Below are 25,553 nucleotides of genomic sequence, written 5' to 3'. Positions count from 1 at the left end.
CGGAGGGAGCTATCCCCACGCGAGCCGGCGCGTGAGCGGAGAGCCCCCTCCATGACCGCGCTGACACGCGGCGGTCCTCCTCCCCGCGAGCGGGGAGGATCTGCGCGGGGAGAGGATCAGCGGCTCACGCCATCTCGAGCACCAGCTTGCCGTCGCCCTCGTCGATCCGCACCGTCGCCCCGTCCCTCACCTCGCCGCGCAGGATCGCCTCGGCGAGCGGGTCCTGGAGGTAGCGCTGCACCGCGCGCTTGAGCGGGCGCGCGCCATACACCGGGTCATAGCCGACCCGGCCGAGCCACGCCCGCGCCGCGTCCGTCAGCTCCAGCGACACCTTGCGCTCGGCCAGCAGCTTGCCGACGCGCGCGACCTGGATGTCGACGATCGGCCCCATGTGCGCCTGCCCCAGCCGGTGGAACAGGATCACCTCGTCGAGACGGTTGAGGAACTCGGGCCGGAAGTGCGCGCGCACCACCTCCATCACCTGCGGCTCGACCGCCTCCACCGGCTGGCCCTCGTCGAGGTTCGCCAGATACTGGCTGCCCAGGTTCGAGGTGAGGATGATCAGCGTGTTCGAGAAGTCGACCGTGCGCCCCTGGCCGTCGGTGAGCCGGCCGTCGTCGAGCACCTGGAGCAGCACGTTGAACACGTCGCCGTGCGCTTTCTCCACCTCGTCGAACAGCACGACCTGATAGGGCCGGCGCCGCACCGCCTCGGTGAGCACGCCGCCCTCCTCATAGCCGACATAGCCCGGGGGCGCGCCGATCAGCCGCGCGACCGCGTGCTTCTCCATGAACTCGCTCATGTCGATCCGCACCATCGCGCTGGGATCGTCGAACAGGAACTCGGCGAGCGCCTTGGTCAGCTCGGTCTTGCCGACACCCGTCGGCCCGAGAAACAGGAACGAGCCGAGCGGGCGGTTCGGGTCCTGCAGGCCCGCGCGCGCGCGCCGCACCGCGGTGGAGACCGCGCGCACCGCCTCTGCCTGGCCGATCACGCGTTTCCCGAGCACCTCCTCCATGCGCAGCAGCTTCTCGCGCTCGCCCTCGAGCATGCGGTCGACCGGCACGCCGGTCCAGCGGCTGACCACCCCGGCGATGTCGTCGGCGGTGACCTCCTCGCGCAGCATCGCGCCCTGCGTCTGGCCCTGCGCCTCGGCGAGCTGCTTCTCCAGCGCGGGGATGCGCCCGTAGGAGAGCTCGCCCGCCTTGGCGAGATCGCCCTGGCGCTGCGCCTGCTCCAGCTCGAGCCGCGCGGCGTCGAGCTGCTCCTTGAGCTTGGCCTCGCCCGCGATCTTGTCCTTCTCTGCCTGCCAGCGCGCGGTCAGCTCGGCGGACTGCTGCTCGAGGTTGGCGAGCTCGTCCTCCAGCGTCTCCAGCCGGTCGAGGCTGGCGGAGTCGGTCTCGCGCTTGAGCCCCTCGCGCTCGATCTTGAGCCGCAGGATGCGGCGATCGAGCGACTCGATCTCCTCGGGCTTGCTCTCCACCTCCATGCGGATGCGGCTGGCGGCCTCGTCCATCAGGTCGATCGCCTTGTCTGGCAGGAAGCGGTCGGTGATGTAGCGGTTCGACAAGGTCGCCGCCGAGACCAGAGCGCCGTCGGTGATGCGTACGCCGTGGTGCAGCTCGTATTTCTCCTTGAGCCCGCGCAGGATCGAGATCGTGTCCTCGACCGTGGGCTCGCCGACGAAGACGGGCTGGAAGCGCCGCTGCAACGCCGGATCCTTCTCGACGTGCTTGCGATATTCGTCGAGCGTGGTGGCGCCGACGCAGTGGAGCTCGCCGCGCGCCAGAGCGGGCTTGAGCAGATTGCCCGCGTCCATCGCGCCCTCGGACTTGCCCGCGCCGATCAGCGTGTGCATCTCGTCGATGAAGAGGATGATCGCGCCCTCGGCCGCCTTCACCTCGTCGATCACGCCCTTGAGGCGCTCCTCGAATTCGCCGCGATATTTCGCGCCCGCGATCAGCGAGCCCATGTCGAGCGCCATCAGCGTCTTGTCCTTGAGCCCGTCGGGCACGTCGCCGTTGGCGATGCGCAGCGCGAGCCCCTCGACGATCGCGGTCTTGCCGACGCCGGGCTCGCCGATCAGCACCGGGTTGTTCTTGGTGCGGCGCGCCAGCACCTGGATGGTGCGGCGGATCTCCTCGTCGCGGCCGATCACGGGGTCGAGCTTGCCCGCGCGCGCCGCCTCGGTGAGGTCGCGCGCGAACTTCTTGAGCGCGTCGTAACGGTCCTCGGCACCGGCGGTGTCGGCGGTGCGGCCGCCGCGCAGCTGGTTGATCGCCTGGTTGAGCGCCTCGGGCTTCGCCCCCGCGGCCTGGAGCGCCTTGCCCGCGGCGGTGTTGAGGCTCAGCGCCAGCGCGACGAGCAGCCGCTCGACGGTGACATAGCTGTCGCCCGCCTTCTGCGCGATCTGCTCGGCCTGGTCGAGCACGCGCACCGCATCGTTGGAGAGGCCGGGCGAGGATTGCGCGCCCGGGCCGGAGACCGACGGCAGCTTGGACAGCGCGAGGTCGGTCTCGCTCACCGCGCGGCGCGCGTCGCCGCCGGCGGCCTTGATCAGGCCGGCAGCCATGCCCTGCTCGTCCTCGAGCAGCGCCTTGAGGAGGTGTTCGGGCGCAATCTGCTGGTGGCTCATGCGGATCGCGACGGTCTGCGCCGACTGGAGGAAGCCCTTGGCGCGGTCAGTGAATTTCTCGAGGTTCATCGTGACGCCCTGTTGTTCTTTCCCGAGAGATGGTGTGGCTTTCAGGCAACACAAGGGGGTGGGTTGCAGGAGCTGGGCTGGGGTGGCACGGCCGCGCCACATCGCTGCCACCTCGGCGACGGCCGAGGTGGTGAACCGCAGCTCAGGAGACCATCGTGGCGCGCATCCTCATCACCGGCGGCTGCGGCTTCGTCGGCCGGCACCTGGTCGCGCGGCTCGCACGCGAGGGCGGACACGAGCTGTGGATCATCGACGATCTCTCCACCGGCAAGCCGCCGGCCCAGTGGGAGGTGCCGCGGCTGCGCCCACTCGGCGAGGAAGGTGGGGTACAGCGCCACGAGCTGGTCGGGCTCGACCAGCAGGTGCGGCTGATCCGCGCCGACTTCGTCGCGGTGGCGCAGGCCGAGCTGGGGATGACGCCGTCGCTCGGACTCGCGCCGCTGCCGCGCTTCGACGAGATCTACCATCTCGCCTCGGTGGTCGGCGGGCGCAACGTGATCGACAACGACCCGCTCGCGGTCGGCATCGACCTGGCGGTCGACAGCAGCTTCTTCCTCTGGGCCGCCAAGAAAGCGCGCCCCGAGCGGATCCTCTACGCCTCGTCGAGCGCGGCCTATCCGATCGACCTGCAGGAGGCCGGCGAGAGCCGCGCGCTGCGCGAGGACGACATCTCCTTCGACAAGCGGCTCGGCCTGCCCGATTACACCTATGGCTGGAGCAAGCTGACCGGCGAGTATCTCGGCCGCATCGCGCATGAGAAGTATGGCCTGAGCGTCGGCGTGGTCCGCCCCTTCTCGGGCTATGGCGAGGACCAGGACGTCGTCTATCCCTTCCCGGCGATCGCGCTGCGGGTGGCGGCGCGGCGCGACCCGGTCCGCGTCTGGGGCTCGGGCGAGCAGACGCGAGACTTCGTCCATATCGACGATGCCTGCGACGCCTGCGTCCTGGTATGCCGCGGGGTGAGGGACGCGCGCGCGTTCAACATCGGCACCGGCACGCCGACGCGCTTCCTCGATCTCGCCGGCCGCATGGTGGCGATCGAGGGATATGACGCTTCGGTGATCGGCACCGCGGGCAAGCCGGTCGGCGTGGCGGAGCGCTACAGCGACTCGTCGCGCATCCGCGACGAGCTCGGCTGGCGCCCGACGATCGCGCTCGACGACGGCATCGGGCGGGCGCTGGACTATGCGCGCGGTCGGCTGGAGCGGGGGATCGAGCCGGACATGTGAGAGAGACATGCTTCTCTCCTGCGCCCCGGCGCAGGCTGGGGCCAGCTGGGATAGCGGCGGTGGGACTCACTTGCTGCCCCCAACTGGGCCCCAGGCCTGCGCCGGGGTAAGACGGGAGGAAGCACCTCTCCTCGCCATCAGCACCACCCCGGCGAACGCCGGGGTCCAGTTAGGGAAGGTTGGTGGATCTCACGACCGCTGTCCCACCTCGACCCCGGCGTTGGTCGGGGTGGTTCGGGATGGTCGGCGCACCGCTCCCATCACCCCCGCCCGCTGATCTCCGCCCCCGCTTTCGGATCGAAGCGCAGGTTCACGAACAGCGCGCAGAACGAGATCGCGGTCACCGTCCAGAAGGCCGCGGTGAAGTCCGGGAAGTCGGGACGCATTCGCCCCGCCGCCGCCATCGATACGTGCAGCGCGGTCGCCCCCGCGCAGATGCCGAGCGACAGCATCAGCTGCTGGAAGGTCGAGTAGAAGCTGGTCGCCGCGCTCATCCGCTCCTTGGCGATCTCGTCATAGGCAATCGTATTGTAGGCGGTGAACTGGAACGACATCAGGAAGCCCGACACCAGCATCACCGCGAAGATCGCGGGCAGCGGCCAGTCCGGGCGAAATAGTCCGCACATCGCGTAGCTGGCGGTGGCGAGCAGCCCGAGGCAGACCAGGCTGGTGCGAAAGCCGAAGCGGCGCAGCAGCCGCGGCGCCACCCCCTTCATGCCGAACGAACCGATCGCGGTGGCGAGCGTCATCGAGCCGCTCTGCGCCGCGCTCAGCCCGAAGGCGAGCTGCAGCAGCAACGGCAGAAGGAACGGCTGCGCCCCCTGGGTGATCCGCGTCAGCGAGCCGCCCAGCACCGAGAGGCGGAAGGTCGGCACGCGCATCAGCGAGAGGTCGAGGATCGGATGGTCGGTGCGCCGCGCGTGACGCCAGTAGAGCCACGCCGCGCCCGTGCCGACCGTGATCAGCGTCGCGGCGAGCGTGCCTTCGCCCTGGCGGCTGGCCAGCTCGAAGCCGAACAATAGGCAGCCGAGCGCCACCGCGGAGAGCACGAACCCCGGCCAGTCGAAGCGGTGCACGGCCGGCTCGCGCACGTCGACGATGAAGCGCCCGACCAGCAGGATGCCGATCACGCCGATCGGCAGGTTGAGCCAGAAGATCCAGCGCCAGTCGAGATAGTCGACGATGAACCCGCCCAGCGGCGGCCCGATAATCGGGCCGATCAGCGCGGGCATGATGAGCCACGACATCGCCGACACCATGTCGCGCTTCGCCACCGAGCGCAGCAGCACCAGCCGGCCGACCGGCATCATCATCGCGCCGCCGATCCCCTGGGCGAAGCGCGCCAGCGCCATCGTCGTCAGCGTCGGCGCTAGCCCGCAGGCGAGAGAGCCGAGCACGAACACGCCGATCGCGGCGCGGAACACGTTCTTGGCGCCGTACCGGTCCGCCACCATGCCCGAGGCTGGGATGAACATCGCCAGTGCGACGAGGTAGGAGGTGAGCGCGACGCTCATCTCGGGCGCGCGCACCGCGAAGTCGCGCGCCATCGTCGGCAGCGCGGTGGCGAGCACCGTGGCGTCGAGATTCTCCATGAACATCGCGCAGGCGATGATCATCGCGACGGTGCGATAGCGCGGGTTGTGCGGCTCGCCGCCGTCGTGATCGGCGGTCGTCGCCACCGCGTCGCCGGCGGGGACGATGCCGTCGCGCACCTCCGAGTTGACCGAGGCGATGCCGCGGCGACGGGGGCGGAGCAGCGGTGGCAGGAGGTTCATCGCGGACGCTAGTGCGCCTCCCCGCCGCCGCGATCAACCGCATCGGCGGTGCTATTGTCGCATCGCACAAAATGCTTGATTGTCGTGACGATCGTCACTATTGTGCAGTGCAACAAGAGGAGCGATCCTGATGGTGGATGAGACCCTTTCCGCTTCGGAGCCTGCCGTGGCGGAGACATCGTCGGCCCGGCGCGCGCGCGCGCCCAAGCGCTCCCAGCCTGCCGCCGCGGCGGCCTCCTCGACAGCTGCACCGGCGCTCGCCGTGGCGGCGTCACCCGCGCCGGCGACCGTCGACGCGGCCACCCTGCCGGCGGACGACACCGCCGGTCAGCCCCAGCCGCCGGTAGAGCAGACCGCCGGCCCGACGCCGTCGGCAGAAGCCGCGGCCCCGATCGCAGCGAAGGAACGCGAGATGACCGACACGATGACGTCGTTCGCCGACAAGGCACAGGAAGAGACCCGCTCGGCGTTCGCCAAGACGGGCGAGCAGGCCCGCTCGACCTTCGAGAAGGGTCGCAAGGTGGCCGAGGACATGGCCGATTTCGGCAAGGGCAACGTCGAGGCGATGCTCGAGTCCGGCCGGATCGCGGCGCAGGGCTTCGAGGCGATGGGCCATGAGGCCGCGGCGTTCGTGCGCGAGCGCTTCGACAGCACCGCCACCACGGTCCAGTCGTTCGCTTCGGTGAAGTCGCCCACCGAGCTGATGCAGCTCCAGGCCGATTACTGGCGCGGCGCGTTCGACGCGATGGTCAAGGAGGCCTCGCGCTCGACCGAGGCGACGCTGAAGCTGGCGGGCGACGTCGCCAAGCCGCTGCAGAACCGCTTCGCGCTCGCGGCCGATAAGATCAAGTCGGTCGCCTGACACGGCACGATCCCGCGTTCAGCGGTACGGACGGGCGGTCGCGGCGACGCGGCCGCCCGCTCGCGTTCGGCTGCCACCGCCGCGGCGGCGATTCCCTGCGCCGCGGGCTTGCCCTCGCCCGAGTCGATGCCATATCCCGCCGCGTGGCGATGCAGCAGCACGATGTCTCGATGACGGTCGACCCGCGCATGGTGGGTGAGGACAATGACGCGGAGAACGGCGGGACCGGTCTCGGCGTCGCGACTCGCACGCGTGCGCGCACCAAGAAGCCGACGCCCTATCGCGTGCTGATGCTCAACGACGATTACACGCCGATGGAGTTCGTCGTCCTCTGCTTGCAGCGCTTCTTCCGCATGTCGACCGAGCAGGCCACCCAGGTGATGCTCCACGTCCACCAGAAGGGCGTCGGCGTCTGCGGCGTGTTCAGCTACGAGGTCGCCGAGACCAAGGTCAGCCAGGTGATCGACTTCGCCCGGCAGAACCAGCACCCGCTGCAGTGCACGCTCGAGAAGGCCTGAGCGTCTAGTTCCCCATCTCCCCCGCGCCGCGCTGTGTTCCCGCGGCCACGCTGACCCCCGCTCTGCCGCGAAGCGCCGGCATGGTAACCACTTCTCCACCGCTGCACGGTTAACCAGCGACCTCAGACATTAGCTGTCTTCGGGGAATCGCATGTTCGCGGGTATCGGCCTGGTTATCCTTCTCGGCATGGTGTTCGGCGGTTTCGCCATCACCGGCGGTGCGCTCGGCCCCGTGTTCGAGGCGATCCCGCACGAGATGCTGATCATCGGCGGCGCCGCCGCCGGCGCGCTGATCATCGGCAACTCGGGCAAGGAGCTCAAGGCCATGGGCGGCGGCATCGCCAAGGTCTTCAAGGGCCCCAAGTACAAGAAGCAGGACTATCTCGACGTCATCTTCCTGGTGTCGAAGCTGATGAAGATGCTGCGCATGGAAGGCCCGATCGCGCTCGAGCCGCACGTCGAGGACCCCAAGTCGTCCGCCGTCTTCGCCGAATACCCCAAGCTCCTCAAGGATCATACGCTGGTCAACCTGATCGCCGACACGCTGCGCCTGGTCGTGGTGTCGTCGGGCACGCTCGACGTTCACGCGGTCGAGGACGTGATGGACAACGCCATCAAGACCCACCATCACGAGGTCGAGGGACCGCATCACACGCTGCAGAGCCTCGCCGACGCGCTGCCGGCGCTGGGCATCGTCGCCGCGGTGCTCGGCATCGTGAAGACGATGGGCTCGATCGACAAGCCGCCCTCGGTGCTCGGCGGGATGATCGGCTCGGCGCTGGTCGGCACCTTCATGGGCGTGCTGCTGGCCTATGGCATCGTCAACCCGCTCGCCAGCAGGCTCCAGCAGGTGATCGCGGCGGACGGCGCGATCTACCATGTCGTCAAGCAGATCATCATCGCCTCGCTGCACGGCCACCCGCAGCCGCTGGTGATCGAGGCGGCGCGCTCGGGAATCGACCACAAGAACCAGCCCGGCTTCGCCGAGGTGTTCGACGGCCTGCGCGGCAAGTAAGGCGGGGAGCGACTGAGCCATGGCCAAAGCCCCGCACGGCGCGAACGTCCCGCCGAAGATCATCTACAAGAAGATCTACATCGAGGGCGGCGGCGGACACCACGGCGGCGCGTGGAAGGTCGCCTACGCCGATTTCGTCACCGCGATGATGGCCTTCTTCCTGCTGCTGTGGCTCCTCGGTGCCACCACCGAGAAGCAGCGCAAGGGCATCGCCGACTATTTCGCGCCGACGCTGATCGACAAGAAGCGCGTCGGCATCGGCGGCAACGGGCTGTTCGGCGGCGAGTCGCTCACCTCCAAGATGAAGATGGGCCCGAAGGCGGGCATGTCGGACATCCGCGCGGTGGCGATCGTCACCTCGACGCCGCAGAACGCCGAGGTGAAGGGCTTCGGCCCGAAGGGATCGCTGCGCAGCGCCGCGCAGGCGACGAAGGAGGATGCCAGGAACTTCGCCAAGCTCCGCGACGAGGTGATGAAGCGCATCGCCGAGACCAAGGAGCTGGCGCGGCTGGCCAAGCACATCCGCTTCACGATGACGCCGCAGGGGCTGCGAATCGATCTGGTCGACGACGCCGATTACTCGATGTTCGCGCTTGGCACGACCGCGCTCGAGCCCGAGGCGGCCGAGCTGATCGGGCTGGTGGCGCGCGGCATCAAGGACATGCCCAACCCGATCATGATCCGCGGGCATACGGATAGCCTCGCCTGGGGGGACCCGCGGGCGATGAACAACTGGATGCTGTCCTCGGGGCGCGCCGAGGCGACGCGTCGCCGGCTCGCGCTGGCGGGGCTGCCCGAGGCACGCTTCAACCGGATCGAGGGCGTGGCAGACCGCGAGCCGATGGTGGCGGACAACCCGCAGGACCCGCGCAACCGCCGCGTCGCGATCACCTTGCTGTACCGGGCCGGCACCTTCGGCGACTGAGGCGCGCGGGGGCGTTCCCCGTCGCCGCATAGCCGCGCGTTATAGGCCGAGCCGCGCACGTCACTGGCGGCGCGGCGCGGCGCCGCTAGGCTCGCTGCTCCCTTCCCGCGAGCAGGTGCGCGATGATCCCCGCCCCCTATCTGCTGTACCTCGGCCATTCCGACGATTCCGTCGGGATCAAGACCTCGCGCGGGCTCGCCGCCTTTCGCCGCGACGATTGCGTCGGCGAGTGGCGCCACGACGACAGTCCGCTGACGCTCGGGCTGCCGCGGCTCGACCCGGCGGCGGCCCGCGCGGCGGGTGCGCGCACGCTGGTGCTGGGCATCGCCAACGCCGGCGGCACGCTCGCGCCCGACCTGGTCGAGGACGCGCTGGCGGCGATCGCGGCGGGGCTCCACGTCGCCGCCGGACTCCACCAGCGGCTGCGCGACCACCCGCGGCTGGTCGCGGCGGCCGCGGCGGCGGGGGTCGAGCTCCACGACGTGCGCGATCCGCCGCGTGACCTCCGCGTCGGCGATGGCAAGCGCCGCGCCGGCAAGCGGCTGCTCACGGTCGGCACCGACTGCTCGGTCGGCAAGATGTACGCCACGCTCTGCCTGCGCGACGAGTTGCGCGCACGCGGTATCACGGCCGACTTCCGCGCCACCGGCCAGACCGGCATCCTGATCGCGGGTGAGGGCGTGCCGGTCGACGCGGTGGTGGCGGACTTCATCAGCGGCGCGATCGAGGCGTTGGCGCCCGCTCGCGCGGATGACGGCTGGGACCTGATCGAGGGGCAGGGCTCGCTGTTCCACCCCTCGTTCGCCGGCGTGTCGACCGGGCTGCTCCACGGCGCGCAGCCCGCCGCGCTGCTGCTGTGTCACGATCCGTCGCGCGCACATATGCGCGGCCTGCCCCATTACGAGCTGCCGACGCTCGAGGAGTGTCTCGCCGCCAACCTCGCCGTGGCGCGGCTGACCAGCCCCGACGTGCGCGCCGTCGGGGTCGCGCTCAACACCGCGGCGCTCGACGAGGCTGCGGCGCGGCGGTTGTGCGAGGAGACCGCGGCACGGCTGGCCTTGCCGTGCACCGACCCCTATCGTCTCGGCGCTTCGCCGATCGCCGACGAGATGCTCACATGTTTCGCACCCTGATCGCCCGCCACGACTCCTACCCGCTGCGCGCACCCTTCCGCATCGCGCGCGGCAGCAAGACCGCGGCCGACGTGGTGACGGTGACGGTGACGCAGGGCGCTCACGTGGGCCGTGGCGAGGGCGTCCCCTACGCGCGTTACGGCGAGACGAGCGCCGACTCGCTCGTCGCGCTGGCTCGGGCAGCGCCGCTGGTGGAAGGCGGCGCGAGCCGCGAGGAACTGGCGCGCGCGCTGCCGCCGGGCGCGGCGCGCAACGCGCTCGACGCCGCTCTGTGGGACTTGGAGGCGCGCGTCGCGGGCAGCAGCGTGGCGGCGCTTGCCGGGGTCGCGACGGCGGCGCCGGTCGCCTCGGCGATCACGATCGCGATCGACGAACCCGCCGCGATGGCGGCGGTGGCGGCGCGGCACGCGCGCGCGCCGCTGCTCAAGGTCAAGGTCGACCGCGCCGCGCCCGAGGCGCAGATCGCCGCGGTGCGCGCCGCCGCGCCCGACGCGCGGCTGATCGTCGACCCCAATGAGAGCTGGGGCGCCGCCGATCTCGCCGGGCTCGACGCTTTCCTGGTGGCGCAGCGGGTCGACCTGCTCGAGCAGCCGCTCCCCGCCGGCGAGGACGAGGTGCTGGCGGCGCGGCGGCCGAGCGTGCCGGTGTGCGCGGACGAGTCGCTCCACACGATCGACGACCTCGACCGGCTCGCCGGGCGCTACACCCATGTCAACGTCAAGCTCGACAAGGCGGGTGGGCTCACCGCCGCGCTGGCGCTGGCGCATGCGGCCGAGGCGCGCGGCTTCGGGCTGATGGTGGGATGCATGGTATGCTCGTCGCTGGGGATCGCGCCCGCGCTGCTGCTCGCCGGCGGCGCGGCCTTCGTCGACCTCGACGGGCCGCTGTGGCTGGCGGACGATTATCCCGGCGGAGTGAGCGACCGCGACGGCGTGCTGTCGCCGCCCGTGGCGGGGTTCTGGGGTGGCGCGTGAGGGGCGGCGGCCAGGATGAGAGCGCCCGCGCGCGTGAGCGTCGCACGCGCTTCCGATCAGCCTTGCGCATGACCGCGCGCTGGTTCGCCGTCCCGCTGTGGCAGCGCGTCCTCGGCGGCCTCGCGCTCGGCGTGCTGCTCGGCGCGCTCTGGCCCGAGGGCGCGGCCGCGATCCGGCTGGTCGGCGAGCTGTTCGTGCGGCTCATCCGCATGCTCGTCGTCCCCGTCGTGCTCGTCACCATCGCCGCGGGGATCGCCGCGCTCGGCGATCCGCGCCGGCTCGGGCCGATCGGCGGGCGCGCGCTCGGCTGGTTCGCCGCGACCACCTTGGCGGCGGTCGCGCTCGGCATGGCGTGCGGGCTCATCCTGCGCCCCGGCGCGGGCGTGCGCTTCGCCGGGGTCGCGCCGCACGCGCTCGGCACGCCGCCGACGCCGGCCGAGCAGCTGCTCGCGATCGTGCCGACCAACATCGTCGAGGCGCTGGCGCGCGGCGACATGCTCGCGATCATCCTCGTCGCGGTGCTGCTCGGCACCGGCAGCGTCGTCGCGGGCGAGGCGGGGCGGCCGGTGACCGCTTTGCTCCAAGGGTTAGCCGCGGTGCTGCTCCAGATCGTGCGCGGGGTGATGGAGCTGACCCCGTTCGGCGTCGCCGCGCTGGTCGCCAACGCGGTGGCGAGCGGGGGGGCGGCGGTGTTCGTCCATGTCGGCTGGCTCGCGCTCGCGGTGGTGCTCGGCGCGCTGGTGCAGATCGCCTTCCACGCCGCGCTGCTCCGCCTCGTGGTGCGGCGCGACGTGGCGCGTTTCTTCCGCGGCAGCGCCGACGCGCTGGTGGTGGCGTTCTCCACCGCCTCCTCGTCGGCCACGCTGCCGGTGGCGCTGCGCGTCGCCACCGACCGGCTCGGGATCGAGCGCGCGATCGCGGGCACGGTGCTGCCGCTCGGCGCGAGCGTCGGCAAGGACGGCACCGCGCTCTACGTCGGGCTGCTCGGCCAGTTCGCGCTCCAGTCGCTCGGCGTCGTGCCCGACATGACGATGCTGGTGGTGATGTGGCTGACCGGCGCGCTCGCCGCGTTCGGCACCGCGCCGGTGCCCTCCGCCTCGCTGTTCATGCTCGCCGCGATGCTCTCCGCGGTGGGCGTGAGTGCCGAACAGACCGCGCTGGTGGTCGGGCTGGTGCTGCCGTTCGACCGGCTCCTCGACATGACGCGCACCGTGCCCTCGGCCTCGGCCAATCTCACCGTCACCGCCTTGGTCGCGCGCGCCGAGGAACGCGCCGCGCTGGCCGCGCCGCCCCCCGCGGGCTAGACGCCATGTCGATGAATCTGCGGCATATCGAGATTTTCCACGCGGTCTATGTCAACGGCTCGGTCAGCGCGGCGGCGCGCGCGCTCGCGGTGTCGCAGCCCTCGGTGTCGAAGACGCTGCGTCACGCCGAGTCGCTGCTCGGCTTCGAGCTGTTCCAGCGGGTCAGCGGCCGGCTGGTGCCGACCGAGGACGCGCACGCGCTGTTCGGCGACGTGGCGGAGATCCAGGACCGCGTCCGCGCGCTGCGCGAGGCGGGACGCAACCTGCGCGCCGGCGCGGGGACGACGCTGCGCATCTCGGCGCTGCCGAGCCTCGCGTTGGGCGTGCTGCCGATCGCGGTGGCGCGCTTCCTGCGCCGCCACCCGCGCGCTCGCTTCGACCTTCAGACCGTCCATCACGACGACCTGCTGCGCAAGCTGTACGAGCGCGAATGCGATATCGCGATCGCCAACGAGGTGCCGCGCGGCGCACCGCTGGGGCAGAGCTGGCTCGGCGAGGGCGAGCTGGTGGTGCTGTACCGCGAGCACGATCTGCCCGCCGCGCCGCCGCGGATCGAGCTGGCGCGGATCGCGGGCCATCCCTTCATCACGCTGGCGGCGAGCGGGCCGATCGGGCGGCTGTTCACCGACGAGCTCGAGCGGCTCGGGCTCGAGCTCGACGACATCGCCTCGGCGCGCACCTTCTACATCGCCGCGGCGCTGGTGCGCGCGGGCGTGGGGCTGACCGTGGTCGACAATTTCACCGCCGACGCGGCGATGCAGCCGGGGCTGGCGACGCGCTCGCTCAAGCCGCCGCTGACCTTCGACGTCCATGCCATCCACCTGCTCGACCGCCCGCCGAGCGCGCTGGCGGGCGAGTTCCTCGCGCTGCTCTCCGACGTGATCGAGGGGCGATGAGGCGCGCGCTGCTCGCGCTGGCACTGCTCGCCGCCGCGCCCGGCGAACTGCCGCCGGGTACCCGGCTGGGGCTGCTGGTGGTCGACGCCGACGGGCGCGAGCTGGTCGCCGAGCGCGCCGACGAGCGCTTCGTCCCCGCCTCCAACGCCAAACTCTTCACCGCCGCGGCGGCCTTCGCCACGCTCGACCTCGCGGCACCCGACGCGGCCGGCGGCGCGACGGTGCGGCTCGAGGGGCGCGATGTCGTGCTGGCGGGGCACGGCGACGCGCGGCTGTCGAGCGCGCCCGACTGTCGCGTCGACTGCCTCGCCGAGCTGGCGCGCGCGGTCGCGGCGCGCACCCGCGTCGTGCGCGACGTGATCGGCGACGACACCGCCTTCCCCGACGAGCGCTGGCCAGCGGGGATGAGCTGGAACAACATGGCGGGGCGCTACGGCACCGCGATCTCGGCGCTGACGGTGGACGACAATGTCGTCGCGGTGACGGTGACGCCGGGCGCGCGCGACGGCGCCGCCGCGACGGTGCGCGGCGACGGTTACTACCGTCTCGACTCGCGAGTCGTCACCGGCGGTACGCGGGCGTCGCTCGGCGCGACGCGCCTTCCGGGCAGCGACCTGCTCCGGATTGTCGGCACCATCCCGGCGGGCGCGCCGACGACGCTGGCGGTCGCGGTCGACGATCCGGCGCATCGCGCGGCGTGGCGGCTCGCGGCGCTGCTGCGCGCGGCGGGGGTGCGCGTCACCGGGCGCGTGGCGGTGCGGCACCGATCGCTCAGCGACGCCGACGATCCGGCACGACGCGGCGGCGTGCCCGTCGCGCGAACGCCCGAACCCGCAGCGCTCGCGCGGCTGACGCCGCCGCCGCTCGCCGACGACCTGCGCGCGACGATGAAGGCGAGCCAGAACCTCCACGCCGAGCTGCTGCTGCGCCGCGTCGGCGCGGTGCGCGGCAGCGGATCGGTGGCGGACGGGCAGGCCGCGGTGCGCGCGATGCTCGACCGCGCCGGCGTGGCGCGCGCCGCGACCGAGTTCGCCGACGGCTCGGGCATGTCCAGCTACGACCGCATCACCCCGCGCGCCGCGGTGGCGCTGCTGCGCTGGACGCAGGCGCAACCCTGGGGCGCGGCGTTCCGCGACACGCTGCCGGTCGGCGCGGTCGACGGCACGCTCGCGCGACGCTTCGCGGGCACGCCGCTCGCGGGCAAGGTGTTCGCCAAGACGGGGTCGCTCAACGCCGCCAACGCGCTGTCCGGCTTCCTCGTCGCGGCGAGCGGGCGGACGCTGACCTTCTCCGCGCTGGCCAACGACATGGCGGACGACGCCTCGGCGACGCGCGCGATCGACCGCGCGCTGGTGGAGATCGCGGCGCGAAACTGAACGGAGCGGACGGCGGCGCGACAGTCGGTTACACTTTCGCTCGTTCGCTGGGACAGTTTCGCGAAGGACGCCGTCTATCTCTCTCATCACCGGGCCGCGCCGAAGCGGCCGAGTGAAAAGGAGCGTGACATGAACCGTCTCAAGACCGTGATCGCCGGGCTCGGGCTCGCCGCCGTCGTGGTGCCGGGGATCGCCAGCGCGGCGCCGTGGCAGTCGATCAACCAGCGCCAGGCGCGGCTCGACCAGCGCATCGACCAGGGCATCCGATCGGGCGCGCTCAACCGCAACGAGGCGCGCGGGCTGCGGCGCGAGTCGCGTCAGCTCGCCGCGCTGGAGGGGCGCTATCGCCGCGACGGCCTGTCGCAATGGGAGCGTCGCGATCTCGACCGCCGCTTCGACGCGCTGAGCGCGCGTGTACGCTACGACAAGCACGATCGGCGCCGCTATCGCTGACCACGCGAGGCCCGCTACCCAATGAGGCGGCGGGCCTTTCGGCTGGGGCCGCTCGCCCGTCATCCCGGCCTTAGCCCGGGATCCATCCTTCCGCGCACGCCTTCGTCGGCGCGTGTGCGGCGCCAGGGATCCCGGCTCAAGGCCGGGATGACGAAAGGCTGTTGTCGGCGCTTACAAGCGGCTTTCCACCCCCGTCCTGGCTTTCGCCGGGGAACACCGAGGAAGCAACGCCCCCCTACTTCCCCTTCAGCAGCGCGTCGTCGATGTCGTTGGCGCGCTGCCACGCCGGCCTCGCGCGAACGCGGTCGAGATAGGCCATGAAGGTCTCGCGCGGCTCCAGCAGGCCGAAGCCGGTGAAGAAGCCCACCGCGCTGCCCACGAACACGTCCGCCGCGGTGAAGCGGTCGCCCGCGACATAGTCGCGCCCCTCCAGCGCGCGCTCGAACGCGTCGACCGCGCGCGCGAAGCTGGCATAGCCCACCATTCCCTCGCGCTCGGGCGGCACCTGCACGCCCAGCGCCTTGTCGACCATCGCCGCCTCGAGCGGCCCCGAGGTGAAGAACAGCCAGCGATAGTAGGCCGCGCGCTCGTTCCCGCGCGGCGCCAGTCCCGCCTCGGGGAAGGCCTCGGCGAGATAGGCGCAGATCGCCGCCGCCTCGCTCACCACCTGCCCGTCATGGACGATCACCGGCACCTTGCCGAGCGGGTTGGCCTCGAGCAGCGCGGCCGGCTTCCTGTCGAAGTCGATAACCACCTGCTCGTACGGCGCGCCGATCTCCTCGAGCATCCAGCGCGCGCTGCGGCTGCGCGACCGCGGGTGGGTGAAGAAGGTGAGCGTCATCGATCAGGCGTCCAGATGCTGGTGGAGGAAGGTGATGGTACGCTGCCAGGCGAGATCGGCGGCGGCCTTGTCGTAGCGCTCTGCCGACGTGTCGTTGTTGAAGGCATGGTCGACCCCCGGGTACGTGAAGGCCTCGAACGGCTTGCCGGCAGCGCGCAGCGCGTCGACCCAGGGCTCGGCGGTCTGCGCCACGCGCGTGTCTTTGCCGGCGTAGTGGAGCAGCAGCGGCACCTGGAGCTTGACCGCCTCGGCCGGTTCCGGGGCAGGACCGTAGTAGCTTACCCCCGCGGCCAATGCCGGCCCGGCGGCGAGCGCGACCCGGTCGACCAGCGCGCCGCCCCAGCAGAAGCCGACGATGCCGACCTTGCCGTTGCCGTTGGCGCGCTGGCCGAGCCGCTTCACCACCGCCACCGCGGTGGCGATCGTCGCGTCATAGTCGAGCCGGCCGATCAGCTCGCGCGCCTTGTCCTCGTCCGCCGGCGTACCGCCCGCACTGGACAGGAAGTCGGGCGCGAGCGCGAAGAAGCCGGCGAGCGCCAGGCGACGCGCGACGTCCTCGATATGCGGCTGGAGCCCGCGGTTCTCGTGGATCACCATCACCGCGCCGAGCTTGCGCCCGGGCTTACGCGGCGCGGCGAAATAGCCGTTGACGCTGCCCCCACCGGCGAGCCCGAAGCCGCCCTTGCGCGTGATCAGCCGCTTGTCGGCGGGGTCCACCTGCGCCGCGGCGGCGGGACTGGCGGAGATGCCGAGGATCAGCGCCTCCGCCGCCGCGACCGAGCCCGCCAACGCGGTCATCTGGCGCAGCAGGGTGCGGCGATCGCGATGCTCGTGGGTGAAGTCGTCGTACAGCCGCACCGCGGCGTCGCGCAGCCCAGGGTCGTTCCGGTCCATCGCCCGCTCCAATGATTCGTCGCTTCTCGCGCGAGCCTAGCGAGGCGAGGGCGGCGGGGCCATGCGCGAGTGGCCCCGCGTCGCCTCAGCGCGTCTGCATCCGGATGCCGATACGGAAGGCGCGACCGAGCAGGTCACTGTAGGTGCTGTTCGCTGCCAGGCCCGTCTCGGGCAGCAGCAGCGGCCAGCGGTCGAAGACGTTGGTCACGTTGACGAAGAGCTGCGCCTCGGCGCCCGCCATCGGCACCTTGGCGGTCAGGTTGAGGTCGGCATAGAACAGCCCGGAGACGTGATTGTCATCATAGGTCGGGAACTGCGTCGTCGAGAGCGGACAGTTCGTCTGGCACTCGATCCCGTTGGCGGCGTAGCGGCCGGCGCTCACCCCGCGGCCGATCCCGGTGATCGAGAAGCCCGGCCCGTCATAGCCGGCGCTGACGCGATATAGCCAGGTCGGCGTGCTCGCCTGCCCGCCGTTCACCCCCACCGAGTTGAGCACCACCTGCCCCGGCACGCCGGTGTCGAGCAGATTGTCGATGTAGCGCGTCGCCACGCCGCGCAGCGTCAGCGCGCCCGGTGCGGAGATGCCGAGCGAATCGAGCGCGGTGCGATAGGACGCGTCGATGTCGACCCCGCGGACGAGCTGACGGGCGGCGTTGAACGGCTGCGTGCGGAACAGCAGGTACGGCTGGGTCGGGGTCGAACGCACCGGGTCCTGCGCGAAGGCGCCGCAGAACTGCTGCTGGCCCTGCTGGCACAGGTCGATGATGTTCTGCGCGCTGAAGCTGCTGATCGCGTCATCGACGTCGATGCGGAAATAATCGACCGACAGGTTGAGGCCCGGCACCCAGCGCGGCGTCAGCACCACCCCGGCGTTCCACGAATCGGCCTTCTCCGGTCGCAGGTCGAGGTTGCCGGTCGCGGTGGCGGAATAGCCGAAGCTGGCCGGGCCGTTGGCGCCGTCGGCGGTATAGGCCGGGTTGCGCACCGAGTCGCTGTTGGCCGCACCGGCCTGAAACAACTCGTTGAGGTTGGGCGCGCGGATATCGCGCGAGCGCGTGACGCGGAAGCGGATGTCCTCGATCGGTCGCCATGTCGCCCCCGCCTTCCAGGTCGTGACGTACCCGGCGGTAGAATAGCGCGTCGCGCGCGCCGCGCCGTTGAGCTCCAGTCCGAGCCCGAGCGGCACCACCGTCTCGAGATACGCCTCCTTCACGTCATAGCTGCCGTTGGTGGGAAGGTAGTTGCCGACCGACCAGGCGTTGGCGGTGCTGGTCTGGGTGATTACCGGCTGGAACTCGGCGGGGACGTAGCCGCTGATTTTCTCGCGGCGATATTCCGCGCCGAGCGCGAGGCTGACATCGCCCGCCCAGGTCGCGAACGGGTTGAACGCGACGTTGGCGCCGGTCACCCATTGTTCCACCACTTCGTCGCGATAGGGATCGCCGAGGACGTAGCGCACCGCGGCGGGATCGGCGACGCCGACGCCGAGCCGGTTGAGCGGGACGCAGCCGGGCGCGTCATTGGTAGGACTCGCGTCGGTGTTGACGCGGCAGGCGATCGTGCCGCCGGCGAAGACCGCGTCGGTCGCGGCGTTCATGCGCGCCAGGTTCATGACGTTGCGCAGCTGCTCGCGCAGGTCGGCGCGACCGTACTGGCCGTAGATGTTCCAGGTCGCAGGGCGGCCGAACGCCTCGGTCTTGCCCTCCGCCCCGATGACGTAGCGCTGCACCTCCCGGCGGTTGTCGACCGCGCGGAACGGCAGGTCGGCCGAGGAGGTCGCGACCGTGACGGTGTTGATCCCGTTCAGCAGCGCTGGGCCGAGCGTGTTCTGGAGGAAGGCGTTGTCGCGCTGGTAGGTGATGCCGGTCGAGAGGTTCGGGCCGGCGTTGAAAAAGACGCGCTGGCGGTTGTACGAACCCTCGGCGAACAGCTCCACGCCGTCCGCCACCTCGAAGCCGGCGCGCGCGAACACGCCGTGGCGGTCGTCCTCCGGGTCGAGCCCGATGCGGCGCCCAGTGTCGTTGACCTGCCAGTCGCCGCCCTGAGTCAGCGTCGGCGCAGCGCTGCCGCCGGGCGCTGGGAAGGTGAGCGCGCCGTAATTGTACCGCTGTACCGCGCCGCCGGCGCCGAAATAATAGCCGCGCAGCCGGTTGGCGGCGCCTCCCGAGGAGGCGGTGACGATCCCGCCCGGGGTCGAGTTGACCGCGCCGACCTGGCGGCGGATCAGGAACTGCGGGGTGGTGCTGGTCGCGGTCCAGTTCGGATCCTGGATGCGGACATAGCCGGTCGCGTTCCAGTCGCGGTCGACCTGGAAGATGCCGTCGCGATGCGCCAGCTCGGCATTGACGACGAGGTGCCCGCGCCCGCCCGCGAAGCTGAGCCCGCCGGTGACCGCGAGCGAGTAATTGTAGCCGTCGCCCTTGTCGGTCACGCCGCTGTCGGCGCTGACCTTGATGCCCTCATATTGCTTGTCGAGCACGAAGTTGACGACGCCCGCCACCGCGTCCGAGCCGTAAGCGGCGGAGGCGCCGCCGGTGACGACCTCGACGCTCTTCACCAGCGCCTGCGGGATGGTGTTGACGTCAACCAGCCCGGTGATGGTCGAGGCGACCGAGCGGCGGCCATCGAGCAGCACCAGGGTGCGCGTCTCGCCGAGGTTGCGCAGGTTGAGCGCATTGATCCCGGCCTGGCCGCTGCTGAGATTGAGCCGCGAGTTGGCCGGGCGGGTCGAGCCGGCGAGCGCGGGCAGCTGGTTGACGAAGTCGGCGATGTTGTTGCTCGGCGAGCCGTTCTGGATCTCCTCCTGGCTCAGCACGGTGAGCGGGGTGGGCGCCTCGAAGCCGCTGCGCAGCACGCGCGAGCCGGTGACGACCACGTCGGCGCCGCCCTCCAGCGCGGCGGCCTCGGTCTGCGCCGTGGCGAGCTCGCCCGCGGGCGGCGTCTGCTCCGCCGGCACGGTCTGCGCGGTGGCGGGGAACGCGAGCACCGCCAGCAGCGCGCCGCCGGCCCATCCCGCCAGGAGCGCGCCGCGCCCGATGTGCCGCTGTTCTGTCATCTCTGCCCCCTATGACCCGTCAGGGCCGCTGCGTTCGGCCGGGCCGCGCGGCCCGCCGTCGCCTCCTGCGCGACCCCCGCGGCCGCGGTCGTTCGAGCGCCGGGCGTGTCGGGTATCGGCGCCGAAGGTGAAGCGGCGCGGCGGGAAGCGTCAAGCGCTGCGTCGTTTCGCAGCGTTGTGAGCGGCATAGACGCGGGGCATGGGTCCCAGGTGGAACGCTCGGATGGGCGAGGCGCCGGCAGCGTTCCGCGCGTACCGTGTTCCCGCGGAAGCGGGAACCCAGGGCCGAGCAGAACAACCGCGCGTGGCGCGCGACGCCCTGAGCTCCCGCGTGCGCGGAAGCACAAACAGCCCCTCACGCGAACAGGACCCGCAGCACGCCGCGACCCACCATAGCCCTGACCTATGCCCCCGGCACCGATCTCGGCTCGCGCGCCCTCCCCGGCGCGTGTAGCGTCAGCCCGCTCGCCGCCGGCACGACAGGGAGATCCAATGCTCGACCGTCGCTCCTTCCTGCTCCGCAGCGCCGCGACGCTCGCACTCGCTCCGACATGGCGCGCACGCGCGCAGACCACGACCGCGTCGTTCCGCACCCTGGCCGCCGGTCTCACCGCACCGATCGAGATCGGCGACGACGTCTACGGCGTTCCGCATATCCGCGCCGAGACCATCCCCGACGCCTTCTTCGGCCAAGGCTATGTCGTCGCGCGCGACCGTCTCTTCCAGATCGACCTCGCTCATCGCCGCGAGCTCGGCCGGCTCGCCGAGGCGTTCGGCGGCGACTTCGCGCCGCACGACGCCACCGCGCGGCTGTTCCACTATCGCGGCGACCTCGCCGCCGAGCTGGCGCGGATCCCCCCCGCGATCCTTGCCTGCGCGCGCGCCTATGTCGCCGGGGTCAACGCCCGCGTCGCCGAGGTCACCGCCGATCCGACGCTGCTTCCGCCCGAATACCGCATCCTCGGCGTGGCGCCGCTGCGCTGGGACGTTCGCGACTTCGTGCTCGCACGCGGCGCCTCGGCGGGCAACACCGACGACGAGCTGCGCCGCGCCCAGCTCGCCGCGCTCGGGCTGATCGAGCTCGACGCGATCATGGCGCCGCTCCGCCCCGCGGGCGTGCTGCGCGTGCCCCAGGGGCTCGACGTCGCCGCGGTGAGCGACGACGATCTCAGCGCGCTCAACCTCGGCGGCCTGCCCTTCGGCCCCGAGACGCCGACGCGCGGCGAGCGGCTCGACGCCGCCAACGCGGGCAGCAACGCCTGGACGATCGCGCCCTCGCGCAGCGCCACCGGGCGCGCGATCCTCGCCAACGATCCGCATCTCGGGCTCGGCGGCTTCGGCCCGCGCCACGTCGCGCATCTCAGCGCGCCCGGCCTCGACGTGATCGGCGGCGGCGCGCCGGGCCTGCCCGGTATCATGCAGGGGCATACCGACCGGTTCGCGTTCGGCCGCACCAACTTCCACATCGACCAGGAGGATCTGTTCGTCCTCGAGCTCCACCCGAGCGACCCCGAGCGCTACCGCCACGCCGGCGGGTGGAAGGCGTTCGACACGCGCGCGGTGGCGATCCCAGTCAAGGGCGCAGCGCCGCACCGCGCGACGCTGCGCCACTCGGTCCACGGCCCGGTGGTGAGCCACGATCCGGCGAAGCACCGCGCCACCGCGCTCGGCTCGATCGCGATGCAGCCGGGTGCGAGCGGCGCCTTCGCGATGATCGCGATCAATCTCGCCGGCGACTGGCAGGGGCTCAAGAAGGCGTTCAAACTCCATCCCTCGCCGACCAATTTTCACTACGCGGACATTGCCGGCAATCACGGCTGGCAGGTGATCGGCTTCGTGCCGCAGCGCCGGCGCGGCGACGGGCTGCTGCCGGTGCCGGGGGACGGCCGCTACGACTGGACCGGCTATCGCGACTATCGCGCGCTGCCGAGCGTCTACAACCCGCCCGCGGGCTGGTTCGCCTCCGCCAACCAGGACAATCTGCCCGCCGGCTGGCCGCGCGACCGCATCCCGGCGCGCTCCTTCCGCGATCCCTATCGCTACGAGCGGATCGCCGCGGTGCTCGCCACGCAGCCGCGCCACACGCTCGCCGACAGCGTCGCGCTCCAGCACGACACGTTCTCCGCGCCCGCGCGGGAGCTGCTCACGCTGCTGCCGGCGGGGGGATCGCCCGCCGCGACGCTGCTGCGCGGCTGGGACGCGCGCGTCGAGGGCGACAGCGCCGCGGCCGCGCTGTTCGAGATTCTGTGGCGCGAGCTCGGCCAGCGCCTGCTCGCCGCGATCGTGCCCACGCGCGCGCGCCACCTCGTCACCGAGATCGCGCCGTCGGTGCTGCTCGACCTGCTCGCGCACCCCGACCAGCGGCTCGGCGCGAATCCAGCCGCCGCGCGCGATGCGCTGCTCGCCGCCGCGCTGGCGAGCGCCTGGGACCGCGCCGTCGTGCTGATGGGGCCGGACGCGCGGACGTGGCGCTGGGACCGGCTCCACCGCGTGACGATCCGCCACCCGCTGTCGCGCATCCCCGCGATCGCCGCCGCTTTTCCTCCGATCGAGGACGGCGGCTCGGGCGGGGACGGCTATACCGTGATGGCGCGCTGGCTCGGCGACGGGCCGGACTGGCGCACCCGCGGCGGGGCGAGCTATCTCCAGGTGATCGACGTGGGGGATTGGGACCGCTCGCTGATGCTCAATTTGCCCGGCCAGTCGAACGCGCCGGCCTCGCCGCACTATCGCGACCAATACGCGCCCTGGATCGCGGGGCGGATGCTGCCGATGCTATTCGGGCGCGCCGCGGTCGACGCGCAGCTCGCGACGCGGCGGACGCTGTTGCCCGCGGGGCCGCGGTGAGGCGCGCGCTGCTGGCACTGCTGCTGCTCGGCGCGGCTCCCGCGTCGGCGCTGCCCGACGTCGCGATCCGCGGCGGCACGATCTTCACCGGCGCCGATGCCCCGCCCTTCCGCGGTGACGTCGAGGTAACCGGTGACCGGATCAGCTATGTCGGCCCGCCGCGGCGCGGCGCGGCGAAGCGCGTGATCGACGCGCGTGGCAGGCTGGTAACCCCCGGGCTGATCGACGCGCACACGCACCCCGACACCTACCTCCGCTCGCCCGAGGCCAGCGTGCGGGCCAACGTCGCCTGGCTCGCGCAGGGCGTGACGACGATCGTCACCGGGGTCGACGGCTATGGCACGCCCGACGTCGCCTCCGACGCGCGCGCGCTCGCCGCCAAGGGGATCGGCACCAACACCGTGCCCTTCGTCGGCTTCGGCGCGGTGCGCCGCCGGGTGCTAGGCGCGTCGGCGCGTGCGCCCGACGCCGACGAGCTGGCCAAGATGCGCGGGCTGGTGGCGGACGCGATGTGCCAGGGCGCGACCGGCTTCTCGACCGGATTGTTCTACGCACCGCAGCGATACGCCAGCACCGAGGAGGTGATCGCGGTGGCGCGCGAGGCGGGATCGCGCGGCGGCGTGTACGACACGCACCAGCGCGACGAGTCGGACTATTCGATCGGCCTGATGAACTCGACCCGCGAGGCGCTGCGGATCGGGCGCGAGGCGGCCATGCCGGTGCATATCGCGCATCTCAAGGCGCTCGGGGTCGCGGTGCAGGGCCAGGCGCCCGCCCTGGTCGCGCTGATCGAGGCGGCGCGGCGCGCGGGGCAGGAAGTCACCGCGGATCAATATCCCTGGCTCGCCTCGGGCTCGGCGGTGGACGCCGCGCTGGTGCCGGGCTGGGCGCTCGACGGCGGCTACCGCGCCATGATCGCGCGCTTCGACGATCCCGCCGCGATGACGCGGCTCCGGCCCGAGATGCAGGCCAATCTCCGCCGGCGCGGCGGAGCGGCCTCGCTGCTGCTCACCAGCGCGGGCCAGCCCTGGACCGGGCGGACGCTCGCGCAGGTGGCGGCGGCGTGGCGGGTCGACCCGATCGACGCCGCGCTCCGCATCCTGCGCATGCCCAATGCCGCGCGGACCGACCCCGCGGGGGCGGCGGTGGCGAGCTTCAACATGGTCGACCGCGACGTCGACCTCATCATGCGCCAACCCTGGGTGGTGACCAGTTCGGACGGGTCGGACGGCCACCCGCGCCAGTTCGCCACCTTCCCGCGCAAATACCAGGTCTACGTCCGCCAGCGCCGCGTGATCACCCTGGCCGCCTTCGTGCGGCGCTCGACCGGCTCGACCGCCGATATCTACCGGTTGGCCGGGCGAGGCTACCTACGCGCCGGTTATGCCGCGGACATCGCGGTGATCGACCCGGCCCGCTACGCGCCGCGCGCGGATTACCTCCACCCCCGCGTGCCGAGCGCGGGCGTGGCCGCCGTGCTGGTCAACGGGCGCGTGGCGCTGGTGAACGGCAGGTCGACGGGTGCGCTCGCCGGGCGCGTGCTGCTGCGCGCGCCGCCGCGCGGCTGCTGAGCCGGCTCACACCAGCGCGGGGCGCGGATCGACATGGGTGCGGCGTGAGGCGTGGCGACGCAGCCCGATCAGCGGGCGCAGCGGGCCGATCGCGCGGCCGGTCAGGTAGAAGGCCCAGCAGCCCGCCACCGTCGCGGCCACCAGCAGCGCGAACTCGGCCCAGCCCGGCAGCGCCAGCGGGCGCAAGGAGTCGGCGGCGAGCACGATGATCGACTGGTGGACGATGTAGAAGGGGAACACCGCCTCGGTCAGCATCGGGCGCCAGCGCTGGTCGCGGTTCCAGTGCGAGTCGGCATAGCCGATCAGCGCCGTGACGGCACTCCACCCCTCGACCGCGCGCGCGATCGAGAAGATATTGCCCCAGGGCGCGGGCATGGTGTTGCCCGGCCAGCGGATCTCGATTCCGGCGACGAGCGCATAGGCGGCCAGCGCGAGCGCGGCCGCCGGCTTCCACTGGCGCACGAAGGCGGCCAGCGTGGCCGGGGCGCAGGCGAGCGCGTAGCCGAACAGGAACGCCGGGAAGTAGCTGGCATGCGCGACCCAATCGTCGACCAGCGCGTGGGTCTCGCGTGCGCCCGGGAACAGGACGAAGTTGACCAGCACCATCCAGGCGATCGGCAACGCCAGCAGCGCCGGCCCGCGCATCACCCAGGCGAAGCCGCGCTGCGCCGTCGCGGTGACGGTGGCGGGCAACAGTCCGGCGGCGAGTGCCAGCACGAGCGTGTAGACCCAGAGATAGCCGACGAACCACAGATGGTTCCAGGTCGGCAGCAGGAGCGGCCCGAGCATCCCGAAGCGCCAGTAATCGTGCCAGTAGAAGTACAGGAAGCCGTGCGGATAGCCGAACTTCTCGCCGAGCTCGACCCAGGGCTGTACCGGCACGATGACGGCCACCCCGAAGGCGAGCGGCACCAGCAGCCGCAGCGAGCGCTGCCGCGCGAACCGCCACGGTTTCTTGTTGCGGATCATCAGCGCGCGGCTGGCGTAGCCGGAGACGAGGAACAGCAGCGCGAGCCGCCACGGGTTGGACGCCATCATCGGCACCGCCACCCACCAGGCGCCCGGCAGCTTGGCGTGGAAGTCCCACGGCACGAACACCATCCCGACATGGTAGAGGATGAGGATCGCGAACGCCCCGATGCGGAGCCAGTCGAGGCCGTAATGCCGCTGCATCGCGGCGC

19 protein-coding genes are annotated in these 25,553 nt (G+C 71.8%); 13 read left to right on the top strand and 6 right to left on the bottom strand.

What is annotated here, in order from left to right; all coding sequences use genetic code 11:
• Nucleotides 1-124: 124 nt before the first annotated feature.
• Nucleotides 125-2,704 carry an ATP-dependent chaperone ClpB gene (gene clpB, locus KZ820_RS20185; RefSeq protein ID WP_219750609.1) on the bottom strand — a complete coding sequence of 860 codons (2,580 nt, stop codon included), beginning with the start codon at nucleotides 2,702-2,704 and terminating at the stop codon, nucleotides 125-127.
• 155 nt (nucleotides 2,705-2,859) lie between these two features.
• Here clpB and KZ820_RS20180 point away from each other — a divergent pair, with 155 nt between their 5' ends.
• Nucleotides 2,860-3,933 carry an NAD-dependent epimerase/dehydratase family protein gene (locus tag KZ820_RS20180; RefSeq protein ID WP_219750608.1) on the top strand — a complete coding sequence of 358 codons (1,074 nt, stop codon included), beginning with the start codon at nucleotides 2,860-2,862 and terminating at the stop codon, nucleotides 3,931-3,933.
• A gap of 260 nt (nucleotides 3,934-4,193) precedes the next feature.
• Here the strand turns inward: KZ820_RS20180 and KZ820_RS20175 are convergent, their stop codons facing one another.
• Nucleotides 4,194-5,708 (bottom strand): DHA2 family efflux MFS transporter permease subunit, encoded by a 1,515-nt coding sequence (locus KZ820_RS20175; RefSeq protein ID WP_219750607.1) that lies wholly within the window; start codon nucleotides 5,706-5,708, stop codon nucleotides 4,194-4,196.
• Nucleotides 5,709-5,874: 166 nt separating this feature from the next.
• Between KZ820_RS20175 and KZ820_RS22270 the strand changes: the two genes are divergently transcribed.
• The 10 genes from KZ820_RS22270 to KZ820_RS20125 all read left to right on the top strand — a co-directional run bounded on the left by KZ820_RS22270 (nucleotide 5,875) and on the right by KZ820_RS20125 (nucleotide 15,164).
• Nucleotides 5,875-6,570: a phasin family protein gene (locus KZ820_RS22270; RefSeq protein WP_219750606.1), complete on the top strand. Its 696-nt coding sequence runs from the start codon at nucleotides 5,875-5,877 to the stop codon at nucleotides 6,568-6,570.
• A 170-nt stretch (nucleotides 6,571-6,740) separates the two neighbouring features.
• Nucleotides 6,741-7,088 (top strand): ATP-dependent Clp protease adapter ClpS, encoded by a 348-nt coding sequence (gene clpS, locus KZ820_RS20165; protein WP_258048384.1) that lies wholly within the window; start codon nucleotides 6,741-6,743, stop codon nucleotides 7,086-7,088.
• A 151-nt stretch (nucleotides 7,089-7,239) separates the two neighbouring features.
• On the top strand, nucleotides 7,240-8,103 hold the full coding sequence (motA, locus tag KZ820_RS20160; RefSeq protein ID WP_183922857.1) for a flagellar motor stator protein MotA: 864 nt from the start codon (nucleotides 7,240-7,242) through the stop codon (nucleotides 8,101-8,103).
• 19 nt (nucleotides 8,104-8,122) lie between these two features.
• Nucleotides 8,123-9,028, top strand: a complete 906-nt coding sequence (locus KZ820_RS20155) for a flagellar motor protein MotB (RefSeq protein ID WP_219750605.1) — start codon at nucleotides 8,123-8,125, stop codon at nucleotides 9,026-9,028.
• A 122-nt stretch (nucleotides 9,029-9,150) separates the two neighbouring features.
• Nucleotides 9,151-10,161, top strand: a complete 1,011-nt coding sequence (gene dgcN / locus KZ820_RS20150; RefSeq protein WP_219750604.1) for an N-acetyltransferase DgcN — start codon at nucleotides 9,151-9,153, stop codon at nucleotides 10,159-10,161.
• Nucleotides 10,146-11,135, top strand: a complete 990-nt coding sequence (gene dgcA / locus KZ820_RS20145) for an N-acetyl-D-Glu racemase DgcA (protein ID WP_219750603.1) — start codon at nucleotides 10,146-10,148, stop codon at nucleotides 11,133-11,135. The genes dgcN and dgcA overlap by 16 nt, the downstream gene beginning before the upstream one ends.
• Nucleotides 11,136-11,203: 68 nt before the next feature.
• Nucleotides 11,204-12,439 (top strand): dicarboxylate/amino acid:cation symporter, encoded by a 1,236-nt coding sequence (locus KZ820_RS20140; RefSeq protein WP_373369042.1) that lies wholly within the window; start codon nucleotides 11,204-11,206, stop codon nucleotides 12,437-12,439.
• An 11-nt stretch (nucleotides 12,440-12,450) separates the two neighbouring features.
• Nucleotides 12,451-13,335 (top strand): LysR family transcriptional regulator, encoded by an 885-nt coding sequence (locus KZ820_RS20135; protein WP_132908869.1) that lies wholly within the window; start codon nucleotides 12,451-12,453, stop codon nucleotides 13,333-13,335.
• Complete coding sequence (gene dacB / locus KZ820_RS20130) at nucleotides 13,332-14,711, top strand: D-alanyl-D-alanine carboxypeptidase/D-alanyl-D-alanine endopeptidase (protein WP_219750601.1); 1,380 nt, start codon at nucleotides 13,332-13,334, stop codon at nucleotides 14,709-14,711. The genes KZ820_RS20135 and dacB overlap by 4 nt, the downstream gene beginning before the upstream one ends.
• Nucleotides 14,712-14,840: 129 nt before the next feature.
• Complete coding sequence (locus KZ820_RS20125; protein WP_132908631.1) at nucleotides 14,841-15,164, top strand: hypothetical protein; 324 nt, start codon at nucleotides 14,841-14,843, stop codon at nucleotides 15,162-15,164.
• A gap of 235 nt (nucleotides 15,165-15,399) precedes the next feature.
• Here the strand turns inward: KZ820_RS20125 and KZ820_RS20120 are convergent, their stop codons facing one another.
• From KZ820_RS20120 to KZ820_RS20110, 3 genes are all read right to left on the bottom strand, one after another.
• The gene (locus KZ820_RS20120) at nucleotides 15,400-16,005 is read right to left on the bottom strand and encodes a glutathione S-transferase family protein (RefSeq protein ID WP_219750600.1); all 606 of its coding nucleotides are present in this window, start codon (nucleotides 16,003-16,005) and stop codon (nucleotides 15,400-15,402) included.
• A gap of 3 nt (nucleotides 16,006-16,008) precedes the next feature.
• Nucleotides 16,009-16,899 carry a dienelactone hydrolase family protein gene (locus KZ820_RS20115; protein ID WP_219750599.1) on the bottom strand — a complete coding sequence of 297 codons (891 nt, stop codon included), beginning with the start codon at nucleotides 16,897-16,899 and terminating at the stop codon, nucleotides 16,009-16,011.
• 85 nt (nucleotides 16,900-16,984) lie between these two features.
• Nucleotides 16,985-19,954, bottom strand: a complete 2,970-nt coding sequence (locus KZ820_RS20110) for a TonB-dependent receptor plug domain-containing protein (RefSeq protein WP_219750598.1) — start codon at nucleotides 19,952-19,954, stop codon at nucleotides 16,985-16,987.
• 492 nt (nucleotides 19,955-20,446) lie between these two features.
• On the opposite strand from KZ820_RS20110, the gene KZ820_RS20105 reads away from it, so the two are divergent.
• Both KZ820_RS20105 and KZ820_RS20100 read left to right on the top strand, forming a co-directional pair.
• Entirely contained in the window at nucleotides 20,447-22,801 is a 2,355-nt protein-coding gene (locus KZ820_RS20105; protein ID WP_219750597.1) for a penicillin acylase family protein, read from the top strand.
• On the top strand, nucleotides 22,798-24,372 hold the full coding sequence (locus tag KZ820_RS20100) for an N-acyl-D-amino-acid deacylase family protein (protein ID WP_219750596.1): 1,575 nt from the start codon (nucleotides 22,798-22,800) through the stop codon (nucleotides 24,370-24,372). Before KZ820_RS20105 ends, KZ820_RS20100 begins: the two co-directional genes overlap by 4 nt.
• Before the next feature lie 6 nt (nucleotides 24,373-24,378).
• Here KZ820_RS20100 and KZ820_RS20095 read toward each other — a convergent pair whose 3' ends face one another.
• A complete protein-coding gene (locus KZ820_RS20095; protein WP_219750595.1) occupies nucleotides 24,379-25,545 on the bottom strand; it encodes an acyltransferase family protein in 1,167 nt (388 codons plus the stop codon).
• Nucleotides 25,546-25,553: the final 8 nt, after the last annotated feature.

This window comes from Sphingomonas citri, from assembly GCF_019429485.1.
Lineage (GTDB): Bacteria > Pseudomonadota > Alphaproteobacteria > Sphingomonadales > Sphingomonadaceae > Sphingomonas > Sphingomonas citri.
The sequence above is the reverse complement of the archived record's forward strand: the minus strand, read 5'-3'. Positions and strand labels throughout refer to the sequence as shown.